Annotated in this window: 14 protein-coding genes and 1 riboswitch; of the genes, 10 read left to right on the top strand and 4 right to left on the bottom strand. The window is 72.9% G+C overall.

The window, feature by feature from the left end; all coding sequences use genetic code 11:
• Nucleotides 1-125: 125 nt before the first annotated feature.
• From ABD323_RS21500 to ABD323_RS21465, 8 genes are all read left to right on the top strand, one after another.
• Nucleotides 126-1,001 (top strand): TetR family transcriptional regulator, encoded by an 876-nt coding sequence (locus ABD323_RS21500; RefSeq protein WP_344443454.1) that lies wholly within the window; start codon nt 126-128, stop codon nt 999-1,001.
• Between the two features lie 328 nt (nt 1,002-1,329).
• Nucleotides 1,330-2,667 carry a crotonyl-CoA carboxylase/reductase gene (gene ccrA / locus ABD323_RS21495; protein ID WP_344443453.1) on the top strand — a complete coding sequence of 446 codons (1,338 nt, stop codon included), beginning with the start codon at nt 1,330-1,332 and terminating at the stop codon, nt 2,665-2,667.
• Nucleotides 2,668-2,756: 89 nt separating this feature from the next.
• Complete coding sequence (locus tag ABD323_RS21490; protein WP_344443452.1) at nt 2,757-4,856, top strand: protein meaA; 2,100 nt, start codon at nt 2,757-2,759, stop codon at nt 4,854-4,856.
• Between the two features lie 9 nt (nt 4,857-4,865).
• Nucleotides 4,866-5,825: an HpcH/HpaI aldolase/citrate lyase family protein gene (locus ABD323_RS21485; RefSeq protein ID WP_344443451.1), complete on the top strand. Its 960-nt coding sequence runs from the start codon at nt 4,866-4,868 to the stop codon at nt 5,823-5,825.
• Between the two features lie 13 nt (nt 5,826-5,838).
• A complete protein-coding gene (locus ABD323_RS21480) occupies nt 5,839-6,342 on the top strand; it encodes a MaoC family dehydratase (protein ID WP_344443449.1) in 504 nt (167 codons plus the stop codon).
• A gap of 190 nt (nt 6,343-6,532) precedes the next feature.
• Complete coding sequence (locus ABD323_RS21475) at nt 6,533-7,735, top strand: acyl-CoA dehydrogenase family protein (protein ID WP_344443448.1); 1,203 nt, start codon at nt 6,533-6,535, stop codon at nt 7,733-7,735.
• Nucleotides 7,736-8,089: 354 nt separating this feature from the next.
• Entirely contained in the window at nt 8,090-8,782 is a 693-nt protein-coding gene (locus ABD323_RS21470; protein WP_344443447.1) for a phosphatidylserine decarboxylase, read from the top strand.
• Complete coding sequence (locus ABD323_RS21465; protein WP_425556097.1) at nt 8,769-9,656, top strand: CDP-alcohol phosphatidyltransferase family protein; 888 nt, start codon at nt 8,769-8,771, stop codon at nt 9,654-9,656. The genes ABD323_RS21470 and ABD323_RS21465 overlap by 14 nt, the downstream gene beginning before the upstream one ends.
• A gap of 211 nt (nt 9,657-9,867) precedes the next feature.
• Here ABD323_RS21465 and ABD323_RS21460 read toward each other — a convergent pair whose 3' ends face one another.
• From ABD323_RS21460 to ABD323_RS21445, 4 genes are all read right to left on the bottom strand, one after another.
• Nucleotides 9,868-11,373: a hypothetical protein gene (locus tag ABD323_RS21460; protein WP_344443445.1), complete on the bottom strand. Its 1,506-nt coding sequence runs from the start codon at nt 11,371-11,373 to the stop codon at nt 9,868-9,870.
• Between the two features lie 256 nt (nt 11,374-11,629).
• The gene (locus tag ABD323_RS21455) at nt 11,630-12,754 is read right to left on the bottom strand and encodes an alpha/beta hydrolase family protein (protein WP_344443444.1); all 1,125 of its coding nucleotides are present in this window, start codon (nt 12,752-12,754) and stop codon (nt 11,630-11,632) included.
• Nucleotides 12,755-12,996: 242 nt separating this feature from the next.
• Nucleotides 12,997-13,692: a helix-turn-helix domain-containing protein gene (locus tag ABD323_RS21450; protein WP_344443443.1), complete on the bottom strand. Its 696-nt coding sequence runs from the start codon at nt 13,690-13,692 to the stop codon at nt 12,997-12,999.
• 206 nt (nt 13,693-13,898) lie between these two features.
• A complete protein-coding gene (locus ABD323_RS21445; protein ID WP_344443459.1) occupies nt 13,899-15,098 on the bottom strand; it encodes an RNA-guided endonuclease InsQ/TnpB family protein in 1,200 nt (399 codons plus the stop codon).
• A 305-nt stretch (nt 15,099-15,403) separates the two neighbouring features.
• A riboswitch (cobalamin riboswitch) is annotated at nt 15,404-15,540 on the top strand.
• Nucleotides 15,541-15,667: 127 nt separating this feature from the next.
• Here ABD323_RS21445 and ABD323_RS21440 point away from each other — a divergent pair.
• Both ABD323_RS21440 and ABD323_RS21435 read left to right on the top strand, forming a co-directional pair.
• Entirely contained in the window at nt 15,668-16,669 is a 1,002-nt protein-coding gene (locus ABD323_RS21440) for a cobalamin biosynthesis protein (protein ID WP_344443458.1), read from the top strand.
• Nucleotides 16,666-18,192 carry a cobyric acid synthase gene (locus ABD323_RS21435; protein WP_344443442.1) on the top strand — a complete coding sequence of 509 codons (1,527 nt, stop codon included), beginning with the start codon at nt 16,666-16,668 and terminating at the stop codon, nt 18,190-18,192. The genes ABD323_RS21440 and ABD323_RS21435 overlap by 4 nt, the downstream gene beginning before the upstream one ends.
• Nucleotides 18,193-18,214 lie beyond the last annotated feature (22 nt).

Genomic DNA, 18,214 nt, shown 5'->3' with positions numbered 1-18,214 from the left:
CGCGCCCCGCGGTGGCCGGCCGCCCGGCCCCCGTGGTGCGGCGTCCGGCACCGGCCCTACCGGGGGCGGCGGCGATGCCGGCAACCGCGGCGGACGGGACCGGCCAGGCGTGTAGCGTTCCGGGCATGGATCGGGAACAGTCATCCGCCGAGCAGGACGATCGCAGGGCCGTCGACCAGGCTCCCGGCAACCGCCGGGCCGCGGCCCAGCGCCAGCAGATGCGCCAGGACCTGGCGACCGCCGCCATGGAGCTGTTCGCCACCCAGGGCTACGAGGAGACGACGGTCGATCAGATCGCCGCCGCCGCCGGGGTGGCCCGGCGGACCTTCTTCCGCTACTTCCGGTCCAAGGAGGAGGCGATCTTCCCGGACCACGACGACACCCTGGTCCGGGTGGCCGACCTGCTGGCCAGCTCCGAGCCGGACGAGTACCCGCTGGACGTGGTCTGCCGCGGCATCAAGGAGGTGCTGCGGATGTACGCCTCCACCCCCGCGGTCTCGGTGGCCCGCTACCAGCTGATCCGCCAGGTGCCCGCGCTGCGCGAGCGCGAGATCGCCGTGGTGGCCCGCTACGAGCGGCTCTTCACCCGCTACCTGCTGGGCCGCTTCGACACCGCCGAGTCGATCCCGCCCAGCTGGCGGCACGGCGGGGACGACGACTCGATGCTGGCCGAGGTCTCGGCCGCCGCGGTGGTGGCGGCCCACAACCACGTGCTGCGGCGCTGGCTGCGGGCCGGCGGGCACGGCGACGTGGAAGCGCAGCTGGACCACTCCTTCGAGGTCATCCGGGGCACCTTCTGGGCCACCCCGCCGCAGGGCGTGCGGCGCCGTGGCACTCTGGTGGCACCCGGTGCCAGCGGTGATGCCGCGACCGGACTCGAGCTGACGGCCGCGAGCGCACTGAGTGCCACCCCCGGCGGTGAGGTGCTCATCACAGTGGCCCGCACCGACGCGCCGCTCGACCTGGTGCTGGACAGCATCAAGGCCGCGCTGCGCCAGTAGGGCCGGAGAAACCGCAGGTCACAGGGCCCGTCCCGGTTCGCCGGGGCGGGCCCTTCGGGTGCCCCGGAGCACTGCCGGAGCGCGCTCGAGTCCGTCTCGACCTACGCTGAAATTCGTGGCACCCAGTGTCTTTACGAGTGGCACAGGGTGCCAGTAGCTTGTTACTCACCAGTCGCGGCGCCGCGGCTCCCCACCTCGGCGCGCCGCAGTCCGGCGTCCCCACACCCCGGGGGCGAACCCACCCAGACCACCTCAGCGAAGCCGGTGTCCGCTCCCGGCTCCCCCAGACGCCCTGTGCCCTCACACAGGTACGCCTTCGGAGGCAGCCATGAAGGAAATCCTCGACGCGATCCTCAGCGCCGACAGCACCACGGCGGACTTCGCCGCCCTGAAGCTGCCGGAGTCCTACCGGGCGGTGACGCTCCACAAGGACGAGGAACAGATGTTCGCCGGCCTCGACAGCCGCGACAAGGACCCGCGCCAGTCCCTGCACCTCGACGACGTCGCGCTGCCCGAACTGGGCCCGGGCGAGGCGCTGGTGGCCGTGATGGCCAGCGCGGTGAACTACAACACCGTCTGGTCCTCGATCTACGAGCCGGTCTCCACCTTCGGCTTCCTGGAGCGCTACGGCCGCCTCTCGCCGCTGACCAAGCGGCACGACCTGCCCTACCACGTGCTCGGCTCGGACCTCGCGGGCGTGGTGCTGCGCACCGGCGCCGGCGTGAACGCCTGGAAGCCGGGCGACGAGGTCGTCGCGCACTGCCTGTCCGTCGAGCTGGAGAGCTCGGACGGCCACAACGACACGATGATGGACCCGGAGCAGCGGATCTGGGGCTTCGAGACCAACTTCGGTGGCCTGGCCCAGATCGCCCTGGTGAAGACCAACCAGCTGATGCCCAAGCCCGCCCACCTCACCTGGGAGGAGGCCGCCTCCCCCGGTCTGGTCAACTCCACCGCCTACCGCCAGCTGGTCAGCCGCAACGGCGCCGGCATGAAGCAGGGCGACAACGTGCTGATCTGGGGCGCCAGCGGCGGCCTGGGCTCGTACGCCACCCAGTACGCGCTGGCCGGCGGCGCCACCCCGATCTGCGTGGTCTCCAGCGAGCAGAAGGCCGACATCTGCCGGGCGATGGGCGCCGAGGCGATCATCGACCGCAGCGCCGAGGGCTACAAGTTCTGGAAGGACGAGCAGAACCAGGACCCGCGCGAGTGGAAGCGCCTGGGCGGCCGGATCCGCGAGCTGACCGGCGGCGAGGACGTGGACATCGTCTTCGAGCACCCGGGCCGCGAGACCTTCGGCGCCAGCGTCTACGTCACCCGCAAGGGCGGCACGATCGTCACCTGCGCCTCGACCTCGGGCTTCATGCACCAGTACGACAACCGGTACCTGTGGATGTCGCTCAAGAAGATCGTCGGCTCGCACTTCGCCAACTACCGCGAGGCGTGGGAGGCCAACCGCCTGGTCGCCAAGGGCAAGATCCACCCGACTCTCTCCAAGGTCTACTCCCTGGACCAGACCGGCCAGGCCGCCCTGGACGTGCACCAGAACCGCCACCAGGGCAAGGTCGGCGTCCTCTGCCTGGCCCCCGAGGAGGGTCTGGGCGTGCGCGACGCCGAGTTCCGCGCCAAGCACGTCGACGCCATCAACCGCTTCCGGGACATCTAGTGACCAGCGGGACGAGCAGGGCGAGCGAGCCAAAGGGCGCGCCGGTGTCGAAAGCGACGAGCGACGAGCGAGCGACGAAGGAGCGAGCGTTGGAGGGAGGAGCGTCGGCGCCGGGTCAAGAGCGCCCGGCGGCGAGCGAGCCGCAGAAGCGGCAGCGCGACCGTCCCTGGTTGATGCGGACCTATGCCGGGCACTCGACGGCGAGCGACTCCAACGCGCTCTACCGCCGCAACCTCGCCAAGGGCCAGACCGGCCTCTCGGTCGCCTTCGACCTGCCCACCCAGACCGGCTACGACTCGGACCACGTGCTGGCCCGCGGCGAGGTCGGCCGGGTCGGCGTGCCGGTCGGGCACGTGGGCGACATGCGCACCCTGTTCGACGGCATCCCGCTCGAGCAGACCAACACCTCGATGACCATCAACGCCACCGCCATGTGGCTGCTGGCGATGTACCAGGTGGTCGCCGAGGAGCAGGGCGCGGACATCGCCAAGCTGACCGGCACCACGCAGAACGACATCGTCAAGGAGTACCTGTCGCGCGGGACGCACGTCTTCCCGCCCGGCCCCTCGGTGCGCCTGATCACCGACATGATCGCCTACACGGTCGGCACGCTGCCCAAGTGGAACCCGATCAACATCTGCAGCTACCACCTCCAGGAGGCCGGCGCCACGCCGGTCCAGGAGATCGCCTTCGCCATGTGCACCGCGATCACCGTGCTGGACGCCGTGCGCGACTCCGGCCAGGTGCCGGCCGAGCGGATGGGCGAGGTGGTCGGCCGGATCTCCTTCTTCGTGAACGCGGGCGTGCGCTTCATCGAGGAGATGTGCAAGATGCGCGCCTTCGGCCAGCTCTGGGAGAAGGTCACCCGGGAGCGCTACGGCATCGAGGACGCCAAGCAGCGCCGGTTCCGCTACGGCGTGCAGGTCAACTCGCTGGGCCTGACCGAGGCCCAGCCGGAGAACAACGTCCAGCGGATCGTGCTGGAGATGCTGGCCGTGACGCTCTCCAAGGACGCCCGGGCCCGGGCCGTCCAGTTGCCCGCCTGGAACGAGGCGCTGGGCCTGCCCCGGCCCTGGGACCAGCAGTGGTCGCTGCGGATCCAGCAGGTGCTGGCCTTCGAGTCGGACCTGCTGGAGTACGGCGACGTCTTCAACGGCTCGCACGTCATCGAGGCGAAGACCGCCGAGCTGCTGGCCGGCGCCGAGGCGGAGATCGCCAAGGTGCTGGAGATGGGCACCCGGGCGGGCCGGCCGGGGATCATCCCCGCGGTCGAGTCGGGCTACCTGAAGTCGGCGCTGGTCGCCTCGCACGCCGAGCGGCGGGCCCGGATCGAGGCCGGCGAGGACAAGATCGTCGGGGTGAACTGCTTCGACACCACCGAGGAGAACCCGCTCACCACCGACCTGGACGCCGCGATCATGGTGGTCGACCCGGCCTCCGAGCAGGCCGTGCTGACCGCCCTGGAGGACTGGAAGGCCACCCGGGACGACGCGGGCGCCCAGCTCGCCCTGGAGCGGCTCAAGACGGTCGCCGGCACCGACGAGAACCTCATGGCGGCCACCCTGGACTGCGTGCGGGCCGGGGTGACCACCGGCGAGTGGTCCTTCGCGCTGCGCGAGGTCTTCGGCGAGTACCGGGCCCCCACCGGGGTCGGCGGCGCGCCGGTGGCGGTGGCGGCCGAGCCGGGCGGCGAGCTGGCCGCGGTGCGCGAGGCGGTGGCCGCCACGGCCGCCGAACTGGGCGCCGGCAAGCTGCGCCTGCTGGTCGGCAAGCCCGGCCTGGACGGGCACTCCAACGGCGCGGAGCAGATCGCCGTGCGGGCCCGCGACGCCGGCTTCGAGGTGGTCTACCAGGGCATCCGCCTGACCCCCGAGCAGATCGTCTCGGCGGCCGTCGCCGAGGACGTGCACTGCGTGGGACTGTCGATCCTCTCCGGCGCGCACCCCGAGCTCGTCCCGGACGTGCTGCGCAGGCTGCGCCGGGCCGGGGTGGAGGATGTCCCGGTGATCGTGGGTGGCATCATCCCGGCAGCGGACGGCGAGGCCCTGAAGGCCGCCGGCGTCGCCGCCGTGTTCACCCCGAAGGACTTCGGCATCACCACCATCATCGGCCGCATCGTGGACGAGATCCGGCTGGCCAACAGGCTCCAGCCCTGGGCCTCGGCCGCCACCGCCCCCGGAAGGAACTGACCCACCCCCATGACTGTCAACCGGCTCCGCCCCCGCCGCTCCTGCCTGGCCGTTCCCGGGAGCAACCCGCGCTTCCTGGAGAAGGCCCAGGGCCTGCCCGCCGACCAGGTCTTCCTGGACCTCGAGGACGCCTGCGCCCCGCTGGTCAAGGAGAGCGCCCGACACCACATCGTGGACGCACTGAACAACGGCGACTGGGGCAAGAAGACCAAGGTGGTGCGGGTCAACGACTGGACCACCCACTGGACCTACCGCGACGTCATCACGGTGGTCGAGGGCGCGGGCCCGAACCTGGACTGCATCATGCTGCCCAAGGTGCAGGACGCCGAGCAGGTCAGGGCACTGGACCTGCTGCTCACCCAGATCGAGAAGACCATGGGCTTCGAGGTCGGCAAGATCGGCATCGAGGCGCAGATCGAGAACGCCAAGGGCCTGATCAACGTCGACGCGATCGCCCAGGCCTCGCCGCGGCTGGAGACCATCATCTTCGGCCCGGCCGACTTCATGGCCTCGATCAACATGAAGTCGCTGGTGGTCGGCGAGCAGCCGGCCGGCTACCCGGCCGACGCGTACCACTACATCCTGATGCGCATCCTGATGGCGGCCCGCGCCAACGACCTCCAGGCGATCGACGGCCCCTACCTCCAGATCCGCAACCCCGACGGCTACCGCGAGGTGGCCGGCCGGGCCGCAGCGCTGGGCTTCGACGGCAAGTGGGTGCTGCACCCGGACCAGGTCGGCGCCGCGAACGAGATCTTCTCGCCCTCGCAGGCCGACTACGACCACGCCGAGCTGATCCTGGACGCCTACGACTGGTGCACCTCGGAGGCCGGCGGCGCCAAGGGCTCGGCCATGCTCGGCGACGAGATGATCGACGAGGCCTCGCGCAAGATGGCCCTGGTCATCGCGGGCAAGGGCCGGGCGGCCGGCTTCGAGCGCACCAGCAAGTTCGAACCCCCGCAGGGTTGAGGAGAAGACTGAGATGCAGTTCGGACGCACCTACGAAGAGTTCGAGGTCGGCGCGGTCTACAGGCACTGGCCCGGGAAGACCGTCACCGAGTACGACGACCACCTCTTCTGCCTGCTGACCATGAACCACCACCCGCTGCACATGGACGGCAACTACGCCGAGAAGACGACCGACTTCGGCAAGAACGTGGTCGTGGGCAACTACATCTACTCGCTGCTGCTGGGGATGTCCGTGCCGGACGTCTCGGGCAAGGCGATCGCCAACCTGGAGATCGAGTCGCTGCGGCACATCGCGCCGACCTTCCACGGCGACACGCTGTACGGCGAGACCGTGGTGCTCGACAAGTGGCCGTCCAAGTCCAAGGACGACCGCGGCATCGTCTACGTCGAGACCAAGGGCTACAAGCAGGACGGCACGGTCGTCTGCATCTTCCGCCGCAAGGTGATGGTGCCGACCGACTCCTACATCAAGGAGCGCGGCGGCGAGCAGCCCGGCCGCCCGACCCCGCTCGCCTAGTCCCCCGGGGTCAGCGCACCCCGTCCCGGGCCCGGCACCGTCCGGGCCCCCAGGAACCCCGGCCCGGGGGGCCGCCGTCATCGGCCTCCCGACCGGTCAGGGGGCTCCGCGGAAGTCACGCTTCGCGGAGCCCCCGAACCCTCCCCCGCACCCCTCACCACCACCCTCATGCTTTGACAGGAGCCGCACGATGGGACGCCTCGCACAGACCGACGGCCTCACCGAGATCCAGCGGGACATCCTCGCCACCGTGCGGGACTTCGTCGACAAGGAGATCATCCCGGTCGCCACCGAGCTGGAGCACCGGGACGAGTACCCGACCGCCATCGTGGAGGGCATGAAGCAGCTCGGCCTCTTCGGCCTGACCATCCCCGAGGAGTTCGGCGGCCTCGGCGAGTCGCTGCTCACCTACGCGCTGGTGGTCGAGGAGATCGCCCGCGGCTGGATGTCCGTCTCGGGCATCGTCAACACGCACTTCATCGTGGCGCACATGATCAACGCGCACGGCACCCAGGAGCAGAAGGAGTACTTCCTGCCCCGGATGGCGACCGGCGAGATCCGCGGCGCCTTCTCGATGTCGGAGCCGGGCCTGGGCTCGGACGTCGCGGCGATCTCCACCAAGGGCGTCAGGGACGGCGACCACTACGTCCTCAACGGCCAGAAGATGTGGCTGACCAACGGCGGCACCTCCACCCTGGTCGCGGTGCTCTGCAAGACCGACGAGGGCGGCAGCACCCCCTACCGCAACATGACCACCTTCCTGATCGAGAAGACGGCCGGCTTCGGCCCGAACCCGACCGTCCCGGGCCTGACCGTCCCCGGCAAGATCGAGAAGATGGGCTACAAGGGCGTCGACACCACCGAGCTGGTGCTGCAGGACGTCCGGATCCCGGCCGACCGGGTGCTGGGCGGCGTCCCCGGCAAGGGCTTCTACCAGATGATGGACGGCGTCGAGGTCGGCCGGGTCAACGTGGCCGCGCGCGGCTGCGGAGTGGCCCGCCGCGCCTTCGAGCTGGGCATCTCCTACGCCCAGCAGCGCTCGACCTTCGGCAAGAAGATCGCCGAGCACCAGGCGATCCAGTTCAAGCTCGCCGAGATGGCCACCAAGGTCGAGGCCGCGCACCAGATGATGGTGATGGCCGCCCGCAAGAAGGACGGCGGCGAGCGCAACGACCTCGAGGCCGGGATGGCCAAGTACCTCGCCTCCGAGTACTGCAAGGAGGTCGTCGAGGACTCCTTCCGGATCCACGGCGGCTACGGCTTCTCCAAGGAGTACGAGATCGAGCGCCTCTACCGGGAGGCCCCGATGCTGCTGATCGGCGAGGGCACCGCCGAGATCCAGAAGATGATCGTGGGCCGCCGCCTGCTGGAGGAGTACAAGCTCGCGGACTGAGCGGACGATGCGCCCCGTAGCCGCCCGGTGGGTCCACCGGGCGGCTACGGGCGGTGGAGCGCCTGCCCCTCGGCCCGGCAGAACCGGGCGAGCCCGCCGGTGCTGAGACATGACTCACGGATCATGACCGGACCCTTGGGAACCGGAGAGCGGCCAGCTACGGTCGTATACATAGCGCGTGCGCCAAGGCACGGCTGCGGACAGTTGAACGAACAGGCGGGTTGCCCACCTACCGCCTGCTCCCGATAGCATCCACCGGGACAGCAGCTGTCCCCTTATCACCCGATCCCGCGACCACCCCCGAGCAGCGGCCGTACCCCGCCAATTCTCTGGGCCCCGCGACAAAGGTCTTCGATGCCCATCAGCCCGTCCCCTCACACTTCCGTCACGGAGCGCGATGTCCTCGCCCCCGAGACGGCCGGCCGGCGACCCCGCGTGACCATCGCGCGCGGAGCCACCCCCTGGTTCGTCCCGACCCTGGCCACCGCTGCCCTCACCACCGCCCTCACCCGGCGGAGCAGCGCGTGGGCCCTGGCGGCGGTTCCGGCGTGCGCGCTCAGCGCGGGCATGCTCTGGTTCTTCCGCGACCCCGAGCGTGAGATCGGTACCGGCAGAGTGATCTCGCCGGCCGACGGAGTGGTACAGAGCATCGACGCCTGGCCGGACGGCCGGACCCGCGTCGCGATCTTCATGAGCCCGCTCAACGTGCACGTCAACCGGGCCCCGCTGCCCGGCACGATCACCTCGGTGGAGCACGTGGCCGGTGGCTTCGTGCCCGCGTTCAACAAGGACAGCGACCAGAACGAACGGGTCGTCTGGCACTTCGACACCGAGCTCGGCGACATCGAGATGGTGCAGATCGCGGGCGCCGTGGCGCGCCGCATCGTGCCGTACGTGCCGGCCGGCACCAAGGTCGAGCAGGGCGAGCGGATCGGTCTGATCCGCTTCGGCTCGCGCGTCGACACCTACCTTCCGCCCGGTGTCGAGGTCGGCGTCGAGGTGGGCCAGAAGACCACCGCGGGGGTGACACGCCTTGACCGTGACTGATCCCGAGACCCTGGTCGGACTCGGCGAATCGGAGGAGACCGAGCTGCGCCGGCGCCGCTGGGCACGCGATCGCGAGCTGCGGGCCCCGCGCTCGCCGCAGACACTGTCGACCGCCGACTTCCTGACCCTGGGCAACGCCGTCTGCGGGTTCCTGGCGATCTACTCGATCACCACGAACATGCTCATCCCGCACATCACCGGGGACACCTCCGGCAGCGGCATGGTGCGGCACGGCGCGGCCACCGCGGTGACGCTGCTGCTGCTCGGGTCGATGTGCGACCTCTTCGACGGCCTGGTGGCCCGCAAGCTGCGCTCCTCGGCGCTGGGCGCGGAGCTGGACAACCTGGCCGACCTGATCAGCTTCGGCATCGCGCCGGCCTACTTCGTCGCGGTCTGGGGCATCGTCTCGCCCGGCTCCAACCAGGGGCTCTCGGCGTTCATCGCGCTGACCGTGCTGCTGGCGGTGGTGCTGCGGCTGGCCCGGTTCTCGACCGTCAAGATGCGGCCGGGGGTCTTCCAGGGCATGCCCTGCCCGATGGGCGCGATGACCGTGATCGCCATCGTGCTGCTCGACCCGCCGTTCCTGGCCGGGCTGCTGGCGATCTTCGGCGTGGCCTACCTGATGGTGAGCCAGGTCGAGTACCCCAAGCCGCAGGGCCTGCTGGCCACCGCGACGCTGGGCTGGATCGTCGTGTCGATCGGCTGCCTGGGCGCCTGGGCGGCCGGCCTGCCGGGCGGCGACGTGCTGATGCACATCGGCGCGATCGCGCAGATCGCGCTCGCCGCGATGGCACCGCTGCTGGTGATCCGCCGCAAGGTCGGCCAGAAGGTCGGCGACGTGCGGGCCCGCCGTGCGGAGTCGCGCAACTGCTAGGGCGTCACCCACGCCCCACCCGAAGCCCGCCAGGTCCCGGACCTGGCGGGCTTCGTGCTGCCCGGAGCGGGCGCCGCCGGCAGCGGGGCTCCCCGACGCCGCCGGCAGGGCGCTGGAGGGGCGCCGGCGGGCGGCCAGGGCCTCCCGGAGCGGACGACGACGGCCCGCCCCCCGCGCGGCGGGGGACGGCCCGGTCGGATCCCGTGAGCGGTCAGGCGCCGCCGAGGTGCACGCTGAACGCCGAGCGGCGCGCGGCGCGGGCCACCGCCGCGTCGGGGTGCACGCCGGCGACCGCGGCGAGCACCGAGGCCGCCCGGGCGTGACCGGACTGCCGGGCCCGGGCGAAGAGCCGCACCGGATCCCCGGCGCAGGCCCCCTCCACGTGGCCGACCAGCAGCTCGGTCTCCCCGTGGTCCAGCACGGCCGCCGCGGTGTCCACCCAGAGCCAGGCGGCGTCCTCGGCGCTCAGCACGTCGGAGGGGACCACGCCGCCCTCGTCCAGCTGCTCGGCCAGCCAGAGCAGCGCGTAGGGGCGCAGCACCGGCTCGTCCACCGCCGCCCGCACGGCCTGCTCGGCCGTGCCGCCGGCCACCCGCAGCGCCTCGAAGGCGAGCCCGCGCAGCAGCGCGTCCTCGCCCTGCGCGGCCTCCAGCAGCTCGGCCACCGCGCGGTCCACCGGACGGGCGGCGACCCAGGCCCGGTACTCGGCGCGGGCCGGGCCGGGCGAGTAGTTGGCGCAGGCGTCCAGCAGCTCCAGCGCGCTCTGCTCGATGTGCCCGGCGGCGGTCTGCGCCACCGTGCAGATCTCCTCCAGCTTGGCGCGCACCGCCCAGTGGCCCAGCGGGGAGAGCTCGGCCGCGTCGTCCGCGCGGATCACCGCGCCGACGGCGGTCAGGCCGTCCAGCATCCAGTCCAGCACCGCCGCGATGTCGGAGGGCGCCGGCGGGGTGTCGATCTGCGGCTCGCGGCAGGTGCCGCGCACCGCGGAGACGGCCGAGGCCGCGTGCGGAACGGGCGAGAGCGTGGCGAAGCCGGTGCCGGCGCCGTGCCGGCGCTCGTCCAGGCCGCGCCGCAGCAGCTCCATCAGCTCGCTCTCGGCGACCGGGCCGTCCACCAGGTGCAGGAACGAGAGCAGCTGCGGGGCCTGGTCCACGGCCTGGCCGGCCAGCACCGCGAAGACGCCGCGCAGGGCGGCGGGCGGCACCGGGGCCAGCAGGGTCCAGGCGTCGAAGAGCGCGGACCAGCCGCGCAGCACGGCCTCGTCGTCGTGCTCCCAGGCGTGCAGGCGCCAGCCGGGGGCGGCGCCGCCGTCGCGCGGCTCGACCAGGCCCACCAGCAGGGCCTGGCCCCAGGCCTTGGCCGCGGCGCCCACCGTCATGGCGAGCGCGCGGCCGGCCGCGCGGGCGTCCTCGGGCAGCAGTTCGCCGCGCTTGTCGACCGCTTCGAGCTCGCCGGCCCACCGCGCGACGCGTACGGCGTCGGCGAGCATCCGGCGGGCCAGCGGGGCCAGTTCGGCGGGGGCCGGGAAGCCCTCCGGCAGCGGGACCCGGCCACGGCCGGGGGCGGGCTTGGGGGTACGCCGGCGGGCTGCGGCGGGGCGGCCCGGCTGCACGCCTTCGGCGCGGCGGGCCGTACCGGGTAGACGGGTCACCGTCGCGCCGGTACCCATGGTCGGCGGGAGCGGGGCATCACGGTCGCGCGGGTTCCGAGACGTCACGCCGTGCAGTCTTCCCCGTGTAAGGGGCTTCTGTCACATCGAGTTCGGCGCGTCTTCGGCGGGCGGGGGTGGACAGCCGGGCGGAGTCGGGGCAAGAGAGCCCAAACCGGGCCGGCCGGAATGATGATGACCTGTCCACGACACTACTGGGCGGCACGGAACGTGGTCAAGGGGTGACCCTGAGCGGCGGGGCCGGCGGGCCCGCGCGGCGGTCCGCGAAGGCGCTCGGCGGGCGGCAGCGCGGCATTCGGAGGCCTCAGAGGATCGGGGTCAGGAAGCGCCGCAGGGTCTCCTCGTAGCCACGCGGGTCGGCGTTCCACAGGGCCGCGTGCGCCGCCCCGGCGATCGGGTGCAGGCTCACCAGGTCCGGCCGCAGCTCGGCCAGCCGGCGGGCGCTGGCGAACGGTGCCACCGCGTCCTGCGTGCTGTGCAGCAGCAGGGTGGGCGCGCGCAGGTCGGTGCCGTCGGCGAGCCGGGCGAAGCCGGCCTGGTCGACGCCGGTGCGGCCCTCGGCCGACAGCGCGCCCAGCTCGGCCAGCGCGGCGGGCACCCCGGCCCGCTGCGCCACGCCCCGCACCGAGGCGGACCAGTCCAGCACCGGGGAGTCCAGCACCAGGCCGGCCACCTCCTCGCGGTAGTCCGAGCGGGCGGCGGTCTGCAGCACGGTGGAGGCGCCCAGCGACCAACCGTAGAGGATCACCCGACCGGCGCCGGCCTCCTTGGCGAAGCGGATCGCCGCCTCCACGTCGCGCCACTCGGTCTCACCGAAGTGGCCGATCCCGTCCGGCGAGGCCGGCGCGCCCAGGTCACCCCGGCAGCTGACCACCAGCGCCGGCAGGTGCAGGCGCTTGAGCACCGGCAGCACGGGCAGCGCCTGGCGGCGGTCGGCGAGCCGGCCGTGCACCGCGATCACCCAGGTCCCCCGGACGGCCGGCACGTACCAGGCCGGCATCGCGCCCAGCTCGCCGTCGACCACCACGTCCATGTAGTCCAGCCCGCAGGCCGAGCCGGGGTCGCCGCGCAGCACCCGCGGGCTCAGCTCCACCTCGGCCCCGGCGCCCAGCGTGCTGCCCGCGGACAGCTCCAGGCGGCGGGTGACGCTCTGCGGGCCGGTGCGCAGGATCTCGCCCACCACCGCGTGGCCGCCGGGCCACTCCAGCGCGTACCGCCCGCGCCGGGCGCTGGCCGGGGTGCGGCTGAGGGTGACCTCCCGGGCGCCGACCGCGTGCACCCGCAGGGCCGGCCCCCCGGCCGCGGCGCCCTCGGCCACGGCGTCGGGACGCAGCGTGAGGTCGGAGACCCGACGGCCCAGGAGCAGGGCCACGGCCCCCGCCCCGACAGCGACGGCGGTGGCCGCGGCGACGACGGTTCCCCAACGCATGACTCTCCCGGGGGTGGTGATGGCAGGTCGGACACGACCCCTCCAGTGCACCCCGGACGGCGCCCCCCGGCCACCGCAACGCCGCGTTCGGCTGACCGGGCCACCGTCCGGCCCCGTGACCGACCCTTGGCCGGCCCTGCACCTGTCGGCTGAGCCGAAGGGCGCGCCGGTGTCGCAAGGAGGGCGAGCGTCGACGCCGGGTCAAGGGCGCCCGGAGGCGAAGCCGACAGAAAAGGAGGGGCTCAGACCGGCAACCCGCCCGTGTCCCGCTCCGCGAGCAGCGCCCAGAACCGCTCCAGCGGGGGCTCCTCGGCCCCGACCGGCTCCGCCGGGGTGCTGGAGCCCCAGTAGGAGTGCACCTGGTACCCGTCCTGCAGTGCCGCCAGCACGGCGGCCAGGGTCGCGCGCGGCACCGGCACCAGCCGGGCCAGCGGCTTGAGCTGCGCCTGCCAGCGGCCGTCCACGCACTGGCGCAGCCGCCGCTCCAGCTCGTCGGCCACCCCCGTCACCCGCACCAGCTCACGCAGCGTCATGCCGAGCAGCTCGGCCAGCGCCGCGCTCTGCGCCTCGTCGCCGCTCCACCGGCCGCTCAGCTCCACGGCCGCGTACGCCCGCGGGCTCAGCCCCAGCCGCTCGGCGGCCTGCTGCCGGCTCAGCTCGCGGGCCAGGCGGTAGTCGCGCAGGCTGGCCGGCGGCGCGCCCATCAGCTGCGCGGCGGGGCACCAGAGCGCGCGGGCCAGCGCGATGAACTCCTCCTCGCCGGGGCGCAGCTCGCCGCTCTCCCAGCCCAGCACGTGGGTCGGCAGCAGCCGTACCCCGTGCGCGGCCATGCCCTGGGCCACCTGCTCCGGGGTCAGGCCCAGTCCGGCGCGGTGCGCGCGGGCGGCGCTCGGGGAGAACGGGACCGGGACGGCGGCCGGTGGCCTGCTTCTTCGCATGGCACCCGACGCTAGGGGCCCGCCGGATCGCGCCCCAGCCGCCGAACGCACGAACCGGGACAACAGCGCCCGAGTCACCCTTGGACGATTCACCAGCCCGCGGCCCGTGAGCAGGGCGGCTACTCGGAGGTATTGACTGCTCCCCCTCCTGAAGGCGGGGGTCCGCCTTCAGGAGGGGGATTTCTGACTCCTGCTGCACGGACGCCCTACGGGCGACCGTGTCCTACGCATTCAACGTCAGCAGGGCACAGACCAGCCCTGACGCGCATCACGCGGGCGGAGTTCTTGTCCCTGGGTGTGGAGACTCCGCACGAGGTGCACGTGTAGATCCGTTCCGACAGTGGCAACGCGTGCTTGGCTCTCGCTCCGCAGTTGGCACAGTCCATGGTCGTGTGCGCGGGGTGCACCAGGTGCACCGTCCGGCCGTGCTTACGTCCCATCTCGATCAAGGCGCTCTTCGTCGCGCCGATCGCCGCGTCGGCGGCCTTGCGCGCCATGGTCGTCTTGGCGAGGAACTTCGGACGGAAGTCCTCAACCGCGATCAGGTCATGATCTCGCACGACGGCCTTGGCCCACTTGCGGCCGGTGTCCTGACGCTGCCGGGCGATCTTCTTGTGAGCCTTCGCCGTGCTCCGTTGCGCGCGAAGGTAGCCCTTCGACGCACCCTGACCGCGTCCCGGCTTCCTGCGAGCCATCTGCCGCTGATACCGGGTCAGCTTCACCCGCGCGTCGCGTCCGTGCTCCGGGTGGGGAAGATCATGGGTGTCACTGGTGGTGGTCGCGGTCTCCGTCACTCCCCAGTCGATGCCTATGCAGCGACCGACGGCGGGGAGCGGCTGCGCTTCGACAGGGACGACGAGCGAGGCGTACCAGTGGCCGACGCTGTCGCGGTACACGCGCACGCTGCTCGCGTCGGCGGGCAGGTCGCGGGACCACACCACCATCAGGACGATTCCGCCCGCCAGGTGTAAGCGGCCGTCCTTGATACGGAAGCCGCGCCGGGTGTAGTTCATCGACGGGAGCGCCTCGCGCTTCTTCTTGATCTTCGGCATCCCCGCGCGGCGCTTGATCGGCAGGCGGTCCTTCACATCGTTGAGCGCCTTCGTCCGGGACTTCGCGAAGTCCCGGACGATCTGCTGCTGCGGAACGCTCGCGCCCTCGCGCAACCACGGCATGGCGGCACGGGCCTCGGTCAGCATCCGGTCCAGTTCGGCCGGACCGCACGTCACCTTCTCGCCGCCCTCGGGGCGGGTGCGGTTGGCGACGGAACGCTGACGGGACTTCGCCACACACTCGTTCCACACCCACCGACAGCGGGCCCATTCGGCTTCGAGGCCGGACAAGGCGGTGGACGACACACGAAGCCGATAGGTGTACCGGGCGAATCCGGCATCCCCGCTCTCCATTGACACCCCCGGCGCAACCCACACACCAATCCGACTGACGATCACCATGCCACGCACCACTGACAGCGGACACGGTGATCTGGGCCCCGGGGGGTCACGGATGGTGGACGCCGATCCGCCCGGCGGCGAATCGGCTGCACCTGACCCGCCACGTGGGACATCGGATTCCTCCCCGGCCTGAAGGCCTGGGCATCACCTGGTGACGGTTCGCCACCGGGCCGCCGGTGTGATCCACCACTCCGGGGGCGCGGTTGACTCCCGGTTCCGGGCCGTGATGGGATCCACGGGCCATACGGAGGCACAGAGAGGAAGCCGGTGCGAATCCGGCGCGGTCCCGCCACTGTCACCGGGGAGCACGCTCGACGTCATGGTCACGGCGGTCCGCCACAGGATCGTTGGAAGGCCCGAGGGTGTGTCAGCTACCCGGGGAGCCAGGAGACTCTCGCCCCCGGTTCGTCGATCCAGGGCGCGGACCCTGAGTGAGGACACATCCTGATGCTGCCCGCCCCGCCACGGCCCGGCCCGGCCGCTCCACCCACCCTCCCGCCCGCCGTCCCGCCGGCCGGCTGATGCCGGTGGGTGCGGTGCGGGCAACCCTTCCCTACGCGGTGGGCGCGCTGGCCGGATACGCGGCCGACGCCCGCTTCGGCGACCCCGGGCGCGGGCACCCGGTGGCCGTCTTCGGCCGGGCGGCCGGGCGCCTGGAGCGCGCGCTGTGGCGCGACCACCGGGGCGCCGGGGCGCTGCACACCGCGCTCTGCGTGGGCGCGGTGGCGGCCGGTGCGGTGGGCGTCGAGCGGCTGGCGCTCGCGCGCACCCGTGGCGCGGCCCCTGTCGCCACCGCGGCCCCCGTGGCCACGGCCGCGCTCGCCACCTGGACGGTGCTCGGCGGCACCTCGCTCACCCGCGAGGCGCGCACCATCGGCGCCGCGCTCGCCGCGGACGACCTGGACGCGGCCCGCGAGCGGCTGCCGCACCTGTGCGGGCGCGACCCGAGCGCGCTGGACGGAGCGCAGATCGCCCGCGCGGTGGTCGAGTCGGTGGCCGAGAACACCGCCGACGCCGTCGTCAACGCCCTGGTCTGGGGCGCGCTGGCGGGCCCGCCCGGCCTGCTCGCCTTCCGGGCCGTCAACACGCTGGACGCGATGGTGGGTCACAAGTCCGCGAAGTACCGCCGGTTCGGCTGGGCGGCGGCCCGGCTGGACGACCTGGCCGGCTGGCCCGGTGCCCGGCTGACCGCGCTGCTCACCGTGGCGGCCGCGCCGCCCGCCGGGCGGCGCACCGCCTGGCGCGTCTGGCGCCGCGACGGCTCCGCGCACCCGAGCCCGAACGCCGGGCAGGCCGAGTCGGCCTTCGCCGGCGCGCTGGGCGTGCGGCTGGGCGGTCCGCTGCGCTACGGCGTCCGGGTGGAGCAACGCCCGGTGCTGGGCGCCGAGTTGCGTCCGGTCGGGGCCGGTGACATCGAGGTGGCCTGCCGGCTCTCGCGACGCGTCGGACTGCTGGCCCTGGGTACCACGGTCGCGGCACGGTTCGCGCTGGCCGCCGCACGGTCCCGGAGGGGGACGATATGAACAACGCACTGCTGGTCGCCGGGACCACCTCGGACGCGGGCAAGAGCGTGGTGACCGCCGGCATCTGCCGCTGGCTGGCCCGCCAGGGCGTGCGGGTCGCACCGTTCAAGGCCCAGAACATGTCGCTCAACTCGATGGTCACCGCCGACGGCGCGGAGATCGGCCGGGCCCAGGCGATGCAGGCCCAGGCCGCCCGGGTGGAGCCCGAGGCCGCGATGAACCCGGTGCTGCTCAAGCCCGGCGCGGACGGGCGCAGCCAGGTGGTGCTGCTGGGCCGCCCGGTCGCCGAGGTCGGCGCGCTGGACTACCGCGAGCGCAAGCCCGTCCTGCTGGCGCGGTCGCTGGAGTGCCTGGCCGACCTGCGCCGGCGCTTCGACGTGGTCGTCTGCGAGGGCGCCGGCTCCCCCGCCGAGATCAACCTGCGCGACCGCGACATCGCCAACATGGGCCTGGCGCGGGCCGCCGACCTGCCGGTGGTGGTGGTCGGCGACATCGACCGCGGCGGGGTCTTCGCCGCGATGTACGGCACGCTGGCGCTGCTGAGCGCCGAGGACCAGCGGCTGGTCTCGGGCTGGCTGGTCAACAAGTTCCGCGGCGACGCGCGGCTGCTCAAGCCGGGCCTGGACATGCTGGAGGAGCTGACCGGCCGTCCGGTGCTCGGCACCCTGCCGATGCTGCGGGGCCTGTGGCTGGACGCCGAGGACTCGCTGGACCTGTCCACCGTGGTGGAGCGCGAGGACGTGGTGGGCCCCTACGGCGCCGACGTGCTGCGGGTGGCCGTGCTGCGCTTCCCGCGGCTGTCCAACTTCACCGACCTGGACGCCCTCGCCCAGGAGCCCGGGGTGCTGGTGCGCTGGGCGACCCGGCCCGAGGAGCTGGCCGACGCCGACCTGGTGGTGCTGCCCGGCACCCGGGCCACCGTCGCCGACCTGGCCTGGCTGCGCGAGCGCGGCCTGGAGAAGGCGCTGCGCGAGCGGGCCCACGCCGGGCGGCCGGTGCTCGGCGTCTGCGGCGGCTACCAGATGCTGGGCCGGCGGATCGCCGACGAGGTGGAGTCCGGCGCCGGTGTGGTGGCGGGCCTGGACCTGCTGCCGGTCTCGGTGGAGTTCGGGCGCGAGAAGGTGCTCGGCCGCCCGGTCGGCGCCGCCTACGGCGAACGGGTCGAGGGCTACGAGATCCACCACGGCGTGGTGACCGTCGAGGGCGGCGAGCCGTTCCTGGACGGCTGCCGCGTGGACGCCGTCTGGGGCACCACCTGGCACGGGGCACTGGAGAACGACGGCTTCCGGCGGGCCTTCCTGCGCGAGGTCGCGGCGGTGGCGGGCCGCGCCTTCGTGCCGGCGCCCGACACCTCGTTCGCGGCGGCCCGCGAGGCCCGGCTGGACCGGCTGGGCGACCTGATCGAGGAACACGCCGACACCGCCGCCCTGTGGCGGTTGATCGAGGGCGGGGCGAGCGGCGACCTGCCGTTCGTGCCGCCGGGAGCGCCGGCTGCGCGCGCAATGGAAGGTGACCGTCTGTGAGTGACGACCGCTACCCCTTCAC

This window comes from Kitasatospora nipponensis (assembly GCF_039528135.1).
In the GTDB taxonomy this organism is placed as follows: Bacteria; Actinomycetota; Actinomycetes; order Streptomycetales; family Streptomycetaceae; genus Kitasatospora; species Kitasatospora nipponensis.
Note: the sequence above shows the minus strand (reverse complement) of the source record. Positions and strands in the feature narration are given on the sequence as shown.